The sequence below is a fragment of the Mesorhizobium sp. M7A.F.Ca.US.014.04.1.1 genome (assembly GCF_003998745.1).
Taxonomy (GTDB): Bacteria; Pseudomonadota; Alphaproteobacteria; order Rhizobiales; family Rhizobiaceae; genus Mesorhizobium; species Mesorhizobium ciceri.
On sequence record NZ_RZRW01000192.1, the window covers coordinates 1 to 9,698 of the forward strand.

At 60.9% G+C, this 9,698-nt stretch carries 8 protein-coding genes and 2 pseudogenes; 5 read left to right on the top strand and 5 right to left on the bottom strand.

Annotation, left to right across the window (positions count from 1 at the left end; all coding sequences use genetic code 11):
• The coding region (locus EOA22_RS14900) for a DnaJ domain-containing protein (protein ID WP_127390055.1) at positions 1 to 619 on the top strand (619 nt) is incomplete at its 5' end.
• Between the two features lie 46 nt (positions 620 to 665).
• Here the strand turns inward: EOA22_RS14900 and EOA22_RS14905 are convergent.
• Positions 666 to 2,075, bottom strand: coding sequence for a D-alanyl-D-alanine carboxypeptidase (locus EOA22_RS14905; RefSeq protein WP_013531777.1), 1,410 nt, complete (start codon positions 2,073 to 2,075; stop codon positions 666 to 668).
• A 285-nt stretch (positions 2,076 to 2,360) separates the two neighbouring features.
• Between EOA22_RS14905 and EOA22_RS14910 the strand changes: the two genes are divergently transcribed.
• The 4 genes and pseudogenes from EOA22_RS14910 to EOA22_RS14925 all read left to right on the top strand — a co-directional run.
• Positions 2,361 to 2,690, top strand: a complete 330-nt coding sequence (locus EOA22_RS14910; RefSeq protein ID WP_013531776.1) for a phasin family protein — start codon at positions 2,361 to 2,363, stop codon at positions 2,688 to 2,690.
• Between the two features lie 296 nt (positions 2,691 to 2,986).
• On the top strand, positions 2,987 to 3,316 hold the full coding sequence (gene clpS / locus EOA22_RS14915) for an ATP-dependent Clp protease adapter ClpS (protein ID WP_023812950.1): 330 nt from the start codon (positions 2,987 to 2,989) through the stop codon (positions 3,314 to 3,316).
• Positions 3,317 to 3,322: 6 nt separating this feature from the next.
• A complete protein-coding gene (gene clpA, locus EOA22_RS14920) occupies positions 3,323 to 5,791 on the top strand; it encodes an ATP-dependent Clp protease ATP-binding subunit ClpA (protein WP_013531774.1) in 2,469 nt (822 codons plus the stop codon).
• Positions 5,792 to 5,850: 59 nt separating this feature from the next.
• Positions 5,851 to 6,158: pseudogene (locus EOA22_RS14925) on the top strand (hypothetical protein); the annotation flags it as partial.
• 186 nt (positions 6,159 to 6,344) lie between these two features.
• Here the strand turns inward: EOA22_RS14925 and EOA22_RS14930 are convergent.
• The 4 genes and pseudogenes from EOA22_RS14930 to EOA22_RS14945 all read right to left on the bottom strand — a co-directional run.
• On the bottom strand, positions 6,345 to 7,373 hold the full coding sequence (locus tag EOA22_RS14930; protein WP_244514298.1) for a phosphatase PAP2 family protein: 1,029 nt from the start codon (positions 7,371 to 7,373) through the stop codon (positions 6,345 to 6,347).
• Positions 7,374 to 7,576: 203 nt separating this feature from the next.
• Entirely contained in the window at positions 7,577 to 8,008 is a 432-nt protein-coding gene (locus EOA22_RS14935; RefSeq protein WP_013531772.1) for an HIT family protein, read from the bottom strand.
• An 86-nt stretch (positions 8,009 to 8,094) separates the two neighbouring features.
• Positions 8,095 to 9,309, bottom strand: a complete 1,215-nt coding sequence (locus tag EOA22_RS14940; RefSeq protein WP_063167961.1) for a GNAT family N-acetyltransferase — start codon at positions 9,307 to 9,309, stop codon at positions 8,095 to 8,097.
• A 50-nt stretch (positions 9,310 to 9,359) separates the two neighbouring features.
• A pseudogene (locus EOA22_RS14945) lies at positions 9,360 to 9,698 on the bottom strand (glycerophosphodiester phosphodiesterase); the annotation flags it as partial.

Genomic DNA, 9,698 nt, shown 5'->3' on the forward strand with positions numbered 1-9,698 from the left:
GAAACTGGCGGGCACGCTGCGAACGCTTGGGCCGGCTCTTCTGGCAGTTGTCGGCGTCGCCGTGCTGGTGGTCGGCCGTGAAGGCGTCGGCGGCATGATCCTCACCGCGGCAATTGCCTGGTATGGTTCCATGCGAATGAAACGCCAGCCGGCGGGGCTTGCACCGGGCAAACGCTCGACGGTGCGCACAGCGGCATTGGAAATGGAGCTCGATCACGATACCGGCGGCCTCGAAGGACTGGTCCTGGCTGGCCGCCACGAAGGCAAGATGCTTGGCGCGATGGGGCTGGTGGAATTGCAGCACCTCTACCGCGAACTCTCCGGTGATCCGGAGAGCCGGCAGTTGCTAGAGACGTATCTTGACGGCAGATTTCCCGTCTGGCGCAAAAACACTGAGACGAACGGTGGCGAAGGGCTGGGTGTTGCGCCAGGTCCGGGCGCCATGACTAAGGAGGAGGCCTACAAGGTCCTTGGTCTTGAAGCGGGGGCCGCCGCGGCGGATGTCCGCAAGGCGCACCGCCGCCTGATGCAGCGCCTGCACCCCGATGTCGGCGGCACGTCTTTCCTGGCGGCGCGGATTAACGAAGCCAAGGACGTCTTGCTCTCCAATCACAACTAGTCTCCTTCGACGCAGAATTTTTCCGGGAGATGATTTCCACGCCGTCCTACTGCTGGACGGCGTAGCACTCGATGTTCTTCTTCTTCAAAGCGGTGCAGGCCTTCCAGGCGGCGGTCTTCGAACCGAAGCCGCCGAAGCGGGCGCGATAGTAGGTGACGCCGTCCTTGTCGAAGGCGACGGTGAAGCCGGAGGCGTCGGCCAGCACCTTGGGCGCCTGCTTGGTGGTCTTGTCGAGGAAGGCCTGTGCCTCGGACTGCTTTGGCGACGAGGCGACCTGAATGGCCCAGCCCGACGGCACCGACGCCGTGTTGACCGGATCGACGGCCGCTGGTGTTGGCTCGGCATAGGCAGCGACGACCTGGGCCGTCGCGACCTGGGGGGCTGAAACGATGACGGTCTTGACCTTTCTGGTCTTGACGACGGGGGCTGCTTCTTCGGCCTGCGGGGTATCGTCTTCCGCGACCGTGGCGTCCTCGGCGACGGTGGCGTCGTCCTGCGCCACAACAGGCTTGTCATCGGGCGTCGGAGCGTCATGCTTGGGCAGGAGAACCTGGGCGAGGGCGGTGACCGGGTTGTTGCCGCCGGCCTTGGCCACCAGATCGCCACCGCCGCGAGTCGATGCCCTCGGCAGATAGGTGTTGATCAAGCTGGCCATCTGATTGTCGCGGCTGCGGCCGGAACTGCCGCCCATGACCACGCCGACGATGCGGCGATTGCCGTCGGAAACCGACGAGACGAGGTTGAAGCCGGAGGCGCGGGTGTAGCCCGTCTTGATGCCGTCGACACCCTTGATGCGTCCGAGCAGGCGATTGTGACCGTTGATGCGCTGACGCCCGTAGAGGAAGGAGCGCTGCGAGAAATAGCCGTAATATTGCGGAAAATGTTCGCGCAGCGCGATGCCGAGCGTCGCCATATCGCGCGCGGTGGTGAACTGGCCAGGGTCTGGCAGGCCATTGGCGTTGCGGAACACGGTGCCGTTCATGCCCAGCGCACGCGCCTTGGCGGTCATCATGCGGGCAAAAGTGGTTTCATTGCCGCCGAGCATTTCGCCGAGCGCGGTGGCCGAGTCATTCGCCGACTTGGTGACGATCGACAGGATCGCGGTCTCGACCGTGACCGAACCGCCCGGCTTCACGCCAAGTTTCGTCGGCGCCTCGGCGGAGGCCTTGGCGGAAAACACCACTGGCGTATTCCTGCTGATCTTGCCCTTCGCCATCGCTTCGAAGGTCAGGTACAGCGTCATCATCTTGGTCAGCGAAGCTGGATAGCGCCTGCCGTTGGCATCTGCGGAGTAAAGCACCTTGCCAGTCTTGGCATCCACGACGATGGCCGCCTGCTTGGCCGCCAGCGACGAGGCAACGTCTCCAAAAACGAATGTCATCGCCAAGGCGATGATCATCATCGTTTTGAGAGGGGAGGTGGATTTGGAAACGATGCCCAACAACGCCTTACGCACTGGTACTTCCCTTGGATTTCTTCGTTGCGTTGGAGGCGGCAAAGGGTCCTGCCTCGCTTCCGGCCAAGCTACCGGCGCAGCGTTACCAATCCGTTTATGGTAACCGCCGCGTTCACCATTTTCTTCGTGCTTGAAGCTCTCTTTATTCGATTTTTAGCCATTGGCTGCGCAGGCGGGTCCGCGAGCCCGCGAAATCTTGACTTTTGTGCGGCGCACAATATATTATCTTGCATTGCACAAGGGCGCCCCGAAGAAGGACGCCTCAACCGTCAAGGGAATCGTGAAATGACCCAGACCTATGAGGACTTCAGCAAATACGGCAAAGAGTTCGCCGACACCGGATTGAAGAGCTTCGCGTCGCTCTCCAAGGGCGCACAGGCGATTGCCACCGAGGCTGGTGAATACACCAAGAAGAGTTTTGAAACCGGCAGCGCCACTGTGGAGAAGCTGTTTTCAGCCAAGTCGCTGGAAAAGGCCATCGAGATCCAGTCGGACTACGCCAAGCAGTCCTATGAGGCGTTCGTCGCCGAGGCTACCAAGATCGGCGATCTCTATGCCGAACTCGCCAAGGAAGCCTACAAGCCATTCGAATCGATCGTTGCCAAGGCGAAGTAATTTCGCCCGGGCGAACTGATTTCGCCTGACGTGACCCAGATTCAGCCTTTTGACCCGAGAAAAAGCCCGGCCGTGGAAACGTGGCCGGGCTTTTTCGTGTCAATTTCCGTTCCAGAGCCTCGCGCCCCTTCACGATTGCGAAAATCGTCCAAGTTTGGTGACCTAGCCATATTGTCAGCTAACCAGAAGGGCTTAAAATCGTACATCGAACACCTACATGTCGAACTCGCATGGGGAATCGAAAGAGGCAGGAATACGTGACGATCGGTTTGACTGCCACGAGACGCGTGGTGCGAATGCAAGACGGCGACGGTAACGGCAATGGGGCCGGCCGTGGGACGGCCGTCATCACGCGCACCAAAACCAAGACCAAGAAGCCCAGCCTTTATCGGGTCCTCATCCTCAACGACGACTACACTCCGATGGAGTTCGTGGTTCACGTGCTGGAGCGTTTTTTCCAGAAGGATCGCGAAGCCGCCACACGCATCATGCTTCATGTTCACAATCATGGAGTGGGCGAGTGCGGGGTCTATACATTCGAGGTGGCCGAGACCAAAGTGTCCCAGGTCATGGATTTCGCCCGACAGAATCAGCATCCGCTGCAATGCGTGATGGAGAAGAAGTGAGGTAACATGCCGGCTTTCTCCCAAGGCCTGGAAAAGGCGCTTCACCAGGCGCTGACGCTCGCCAATGAGCGGCACCATGAATATGCAACCCTAGAACATCTGCTGCTCGCGCTCATCGACGACACCGAGGCGGCCGCCGTCATGCGCGCCTGCAATGTCGATCTCGATGAGCTCAAGCATACGGTTCTCACCTATATCGACACCGAGCTGGACAACCTCGTCACCGGCTACGACGAGGACTCCAAGCCGACGGCCGGTTTCCAGCGCGTCATCCAGCGCGCGGTGATCCATGTGCAGTCTTCTGGCCGCGAGGAAGTGTCGGGCGCCAACGTGCTCGTCGCCATCTTCGCCGAGCGCGAGAGCCATGCCGCCTATTTCCTGCAGGAACAGCAGATGACCCGCTACGATGCGGTCAACTACATCTCGCACGGCATTGCCAAGCGTCCGGGCGCGTCGGAGACACGCTCGCCGCGCGGCGCCGATGACGAGCAGGGCGGCCAGAACGGCGCCGAGCCGCAAGAGGAAGGCGGCAAGAAGAAGCAGCAGCAGGACGCGCTGACGGCCTATTGCGTCAATCTCAACAACAAGGCCAAGGCCGGCAAGATCGACCCGCTGATCGGCCGCGAGTCCGAGATCAACCGCACCATCCAGGTGCTGTGCCGCCGCTCCAAGAACAACCCGCTCTACGTCGGTGACCCCGGCGTCGGCAAGACGGCGATCGCCGAGGGCCTGGCCAAGCGCATCGTCGAGGGCGACGTTCCCGAAGTGCTGCACAATGCCACCATCTTCGCGCTCGATATGGGCACGCTGCTCGCCGGCACGCGCTATCGCGGTGATTTCGAGGAACGGCTGAAGCAGGTCGTCAAGGAGCTCGAGGATTATCCTGGCGCCGTGCTGTTCATCGACGAGATTCACACGGTGATCGGGGCAGGGGCGACTTCAGGCGGCGCCATGGATGCGTCCAACCTGTTGAAGCCGGCGCTGTCGTCGGGTGCGATCCGCTGCATCGGCTCGACCACCTACAAGGAATTCCGCCAGTTCTTCGAGAAGGACCGTGCCTTGGTGCGGCGCTTCCAGAAGATCGACGTCAACGAGCCGACCATCGAGGACGCGATCGAGATCATGAAGGGCCTCAAGCCCTATTATGAGGAGTTCCACAAGGTGAAGTTCACCAACGAGGCGATCAAGGCCTCGGTGGAACTGTCGGCACGCTACATCAACGACCGCAAGCTGCCGGACAAGGCGATCGACGTGATCGACGAGACCGGCGCCTCGCAGATGCTGGTGCCGGAAGCCAAGCGCAAGAAGACTATCGGCATCAAGGAGATCGAGGCGACGATCGCCACCATGGCCCGCATCCCGCCGAAGACGGTTTCGGCCGACGACGAGAAGGTGCTGCAGGGCCTCGATATCGAGCTGAAGCGAGTCGTCTATGGCCAGGACACTGCGATCACCGCACTGACCTCGGCGATCAAGCTGGCGCGTGCCGGCCTGCGCGAACCGGAGAAGCCGATCGGCTCCTACCTGTTCTCCGGCCCGACCGGCGTCGGCAAGACCGAAGTGGCCAAGCAGTTGGCCGCGTCGCTCGGCGTGGAGCTGATCCGCTTCGACATGTCGGAATATATGGAGCGCCACACCGTGTCGCGGCTGATCGGTGCTCCTCCCGGCTATGTCGGCTTCGACCAGGGCGGTCTTCTGACGGACGGCGTCGACCAGCATCCGCATTGCGTGCTGTTGCTGGACGAGGTCGAGAAGGCGCATCCGGACCTGTTCAACATCCTGTTGCAGGTTATGGACCATGGCAAGCTGACCGACCACAACGGCAAGCAGATCGACTTCCGCAATGTGATCCTGATCATGACCACCAATGCGGGCGCGTCGGATGCGCAGCGTGCGGCGATCGGCTTCGGCTCGACCAAGCGCGAAGGCGACGATGTCGAGGCGATCAACCGGCTGTTCACGCCGGAGTTCCGCAACCGTCTCGATGCGATCATCCCGTTCGGCTCGCTGCCGGTGCCGGTCATCCATCAGGTGGTGCAGAAGTTCGTCATGCAGCTCGAGGCCCAGCTTTCCGAGCGTGGCGTCACCTTCGACCTGTCGGCGGACGCGATCGCCTGGCTCGCCGACAAGGGCTATGATGAGCGCATGGGCGCGCGGCCGCTCGGTCGTGTGATCCAGGAGCACATCAAGAAGCCATTGGCCGACGAGGTGCTGTTCGGCAAGCTCAAGAAGGGCGGCACGGTGCGCGTCACCGTCGAGAAGAAGGAAACCGGCGAGACCGGCCTGAAGCTCGAATCGCTGGCCGACGAGGCGCCGGTGAAGCCGAAGAAGGAAGAGCCGGAAGAAACGCCGAAGTCCAGAAAGGCCGTGGTGAAAAAGCCGGCGGCCAAGAAGCTGGTGGCGCAGAAGCCCGAAGCCAAGGGCAAGGACGGCGGCAAGCGCAGCCTGGTGCCACAACTGCCCCGAAAGAACTGAGCTTACGAAAGTCAAAAAAGCCCCGGAGACGGGGCTTTTTTATTGGAGCGAGGGTAGGCATAATCGGCCAGATCATCATCCTGAACGGTGCGCCGCGATCGAAAAACAAGCATCGCCAAGGCTGTTCAGGAGTGCTTCGATGGCGTCTGGATCAATCTCGGTGTCGACGTTTGCGATCAGGCCATGCCGCCGCGCTATCGACCCGAGATGGGATTGCGGCCCGGTGGCGCGCCTGTGGCAGGAAGAGGTGCACCGGCCCGGCGTGTACGATCTGGAAGTCGACACGTCGCTCCTGAGCCCTGGGCAATGCGCGGACACGCTCGCAGAGCAGCTTCGGCAAGGACCGTATCGAACAGCGTTTCGGAAATGTCCAACCCATCCAGCGCCGCCCTTGAGGCGTTTTGACCGGCATGCCGCCGCAGGCGAGTTCGTCCAGATCGGCGAATTTACATCCCGCAAAGGGCCGGCGATTGCATGGTGGAGCTCTCAGCGGCCGCGCTGTCCGACTCGAAACGGGTCAGCAAATATCCGCACGCCTTCCAGATCGCGACCATCAGGGATGCGCCCGCATAGCCATCCACGGCATAGTGCCAGCCAAGCACGACGGATCCGACCATAATGACGCCGCGAATAACCACATCACAACACCGGCCAGCCGAGACCGCCGCGTTGCATAGAGAGCGAACAGCACCGCCATCGCAACGTGCAGGGATGGGAAGGCGGATATACCGACGCTGCCGGTAGTTGCGCCGGTGTAGCCACCCCACAGCATATCCTGCGTGTTGAGCGCCCAGATTGGATAGATGCGATCGGCGGTGGCGAGTGCTTGCATGAGGGCGTGAAAGTCGTTGCCGAACCCCAATCGCTCGTAAAAGCAAGGGCCAGCCGACGACAGGCCCATCGCGAGGAAGAAGCCACCCAGCGTCCACACCGTCATGAAGCTCATCAGGAACTGGTGACGCAGCTTCGTATCCTTGCGTGCGATGCACACGGTGAAAACCGCGGTAATGAGCACGACGAACCAGAAATTGTAAGCGATGTTGATGATCTTCAATGCAAGCGGCGACTGGACGGTAAACCACAACCATTCGTGCGGGGCTCGACCGAAATGCAGGATGCGGTCGGCCTGAGCCAATGCCTTGTCCCATGCAAACGGAGAGAGGATTGCAATGGCTCCCTTCAACACACCGATCGCGGATATGAAGGCAAGACCCGCACCCAGGCCATTCAGGCTGTTGGCAATGCGTTCGGCGTCGCCAAAGAATCTACCCAGTGACTTGAGGAAGGTGTGCAGCGGTTCGGTATCCCGCTGGACCAGCGCAAGATGGAGAAGCGTCCCAAGTGCAAAGGCTGAGCCGCAAATCCAGAAGGCGATGAAAAGATACTCAGCGTATTCCTCCAGAACGCCGAAATCCGGCATGTTTCCAGTGTGCCACCCGACTGCGCTTGCCAGAAGCAGCGCAGCGGCAGCCATAGCGTGCAGCAGCCGGTGTCGCCAAAAGGCATCCGCCAAGATGCCAAGAAAAGCACGCTCGACAATTGCCCCCGCCAGTGGGGCCGATGCCGCAACCGAATGTTCCATGGTTTTGAAGCCCCACAGCTCGCCACGCGTTAGCATTTTACCGTGAGATGGTTCGATATTTCCTAATCAGACGATTAGAGTTGCAAACGGTTGAGTCGGCACTGGGCACGGCCGGGCATTAGAATCGGCTTCTGGACTGAACGGCGCTTGTTAGTCCGATATTCTCGACCCGGTCCACCACATCATTGGCGGACCTCCCGCTCTCAATTTTTGAGTGCAGTCCGTATCTTTTCGGCGTTACCGACCAGAATCTCCGGCTTCTCCATCTCGCCCGTGTGCGGCTTCAGCGGGATGCCGTCGAAGCGCGGAATGACATGCACATGCAGATGATAGACGGTCTGCCCTGAGGCCGGCTCATTGAACTGCATGACGGTGACGCCATCGGCGCCGAAGGCCTTTTTCACCGCCAGCGCCACTTTCTGAACGGCGCTCAAGAGATGGCCGAAAATTGACGGATCGGCATCGAGAAGGTTGCGCGACGGCGCTTTCGGCACCACCAGCGTATGGCCGGGCCCCTGCGGCATCACATCCATGAAGGCGATGACCGCGTCATCCTCGTAGACACGGTGCGAGGGAATTTCGCCGCGCAGGATCTTGGCGAAAATGTTGTCGGTATCGTAGGCGGCCTCGGTCATGGCGAACGCTCCGGATTGTGCCTTCGTGTAGCGAAGGCGTCGAAATTCGGCAAGATAATCGTCGCCCCCCAGCCGGCCAGCCGGGGCTACTCCTCGAGATCCTTGCGGAACGGGGTATGCTCTTCCAGATATTCGCTCATCCGCTCCACCTCCTGCCGTTCGCGCCGAAGATAGTCGGCGACGGCGTTGCGCAGGCCTGGGTGCGCAATGTAGTGCGCGGAATGCATGGTCACCGGCCGGTAGCCGCGCGCCAGCTTGTGCTCGCCCTGCGCTCCCGCCTCGACCACCTTGAGCTTGCGCTCGATGGCGAAGTCGATCGCCTGATGATAGCAGACCTCGAAATGCAGGAAGGGATGGTCCTCGATGCAGCCCCAGTTGCGGCCATAAAGTGCATCCGAACCGATGAAATTGATCGCGCCGGCGATATAGCGCCCGTTGCGCCTGGCCATCACCAGCAGGATGTCGTCGGCCATGCGCTCGCCGATCATCGAGAAGAATTGACGATTGAGATAGGGCCGGCCCCATTTGCGACTGCCGGTGTCCATGTAGAAGGCGAAGAAATCGTCCCAGGCTTTCTCCGTGAGGTCCTTGCCGGTCAGCCGGTCGATTGAAATGCCTGGGGCAAGCGCTTCGCGCCTTTCCTTTTTCATCGCCTTTCGCTTGCGCGAGGCAAGGGTGGCGAGGAAGTCGTCATAGGTTGAAAAGCCTTCGTTGAAGAAATGGAATTGCTGGTCGGTGCGGTGCAGGAAACCGGCTGCTTCCAGCACCTCCACATCGCTCTCTTGCGCGAAGGTGACATGTGCGGAAGAGACACCGAGCTTTTGCGTCACCGCCTTCAGGCCCGCCGCGAGACCGGCCTTCACCTTGGCACTGTCCTCGCCCCTGGTGACCAGCAGGCGAGGGCCGGTGACCGGGGAGAACGGCACGGCACTTTGCAGTTTGGGATAGTAGCGGCCACCGGCGCGTTCGAACGCATCCGACCAGCCATGGTCGAACACATATTCGCCCTGGCTGTGCGATTTGAGATAACAGGGCACCGCGCCCAGCAATCTGCCTTGCCCATCCTCGAGCCGGAGGTGGTGGCCCTGCCAGCCGGTACGCCGCACGGCGCATCCAGAATCTTCGAGCGCGCCTAGAAAAGCGAATGAAACCAAAGGATTGTAGCTGGCTTCTAAATCGCCGCGCGCAGTTCCCGCAAAGCCATTCCATTCATCATAGGTGAAGGCGCCGATGCCGGCGGCGACGCGGATCGAATAGTCCGCATTGGCCGTTTGTCCGTCACCCTCATCGCCCTGATCCATGAGGCTTATTTAAGCTCCGTCCGGCCTGGTGCAAGTCACGTTTCAGACACTCAGGCGACTTTGACCAGATCGGGTTCGAACCCTTCGAAAGTCATCTGGTCGGCATATCTGAAGGTCAGGTCGACCGCCGGCTGGTCATGCACCGTCCAGGTGATAACAGGCATTTTCAGCCTTTCACGCACGAAGCTGACAAATGGGTTTGGCAGGTCGCCGGCGGCGTAGGAGGTGAAGGCGATCTCATGCGCCAGCATGGCGAAATGCGCCTCGATCAACCCGACGTCCTTGCCGTAGGCGGTGAGACCCCCTGGGATACCCGGCGCGTCCTTCGGAAAATCGCGGACCAGCCAATGGTCGAACGACATGATCGCCGCCCTGCCCTTGTAGCGCTT

Bases quoted from the DNA above. Each gene is read 5' to 3' on its own strand.
- EOA22_RS14940 (WP_063167961.1), bottom strand. From the start codon at position 9,309: ATGGATCAGGGCGATGAGGGTGACGGACAAACGGCCAATGCGGACTAT.
- clpS (WP_023812950.1), top strand. From the start codon at position 2,987: ATGCAAGACGGCGACGGTAACGGCAATGGGGCCGGCCGTGGGACGGCC.
- clpA (WP_013531774.1), top strand. From the start codon at position 3,323: ATGCCGGCTTTCTCCCAAGGCCTGGAAAAGGCGCTTCACCAGGCGCTG.
- EOA22_RS14910 (WP_013531776.1), top strand. From the start codon at position 2,361: ATGACCCAGACCTATGAGGACTTCAGCAAATACGGCAAAGAGTTCGCC.
- EOA22_RS14930 (WP_244514298.1), bottom strand. From the start codon at position 7,373: ATGGAACATTCGGTTGCGGCATCGGCCCCACTGGCGGGGGCAATTGTC.
- EOA22_RS14935 (WP_013531772.1), bottom strand. From the start codon at position 8,008: ATGACCGAGGCCGCCTACGATACCGACAACATTTTCGCCAAGATCCTG.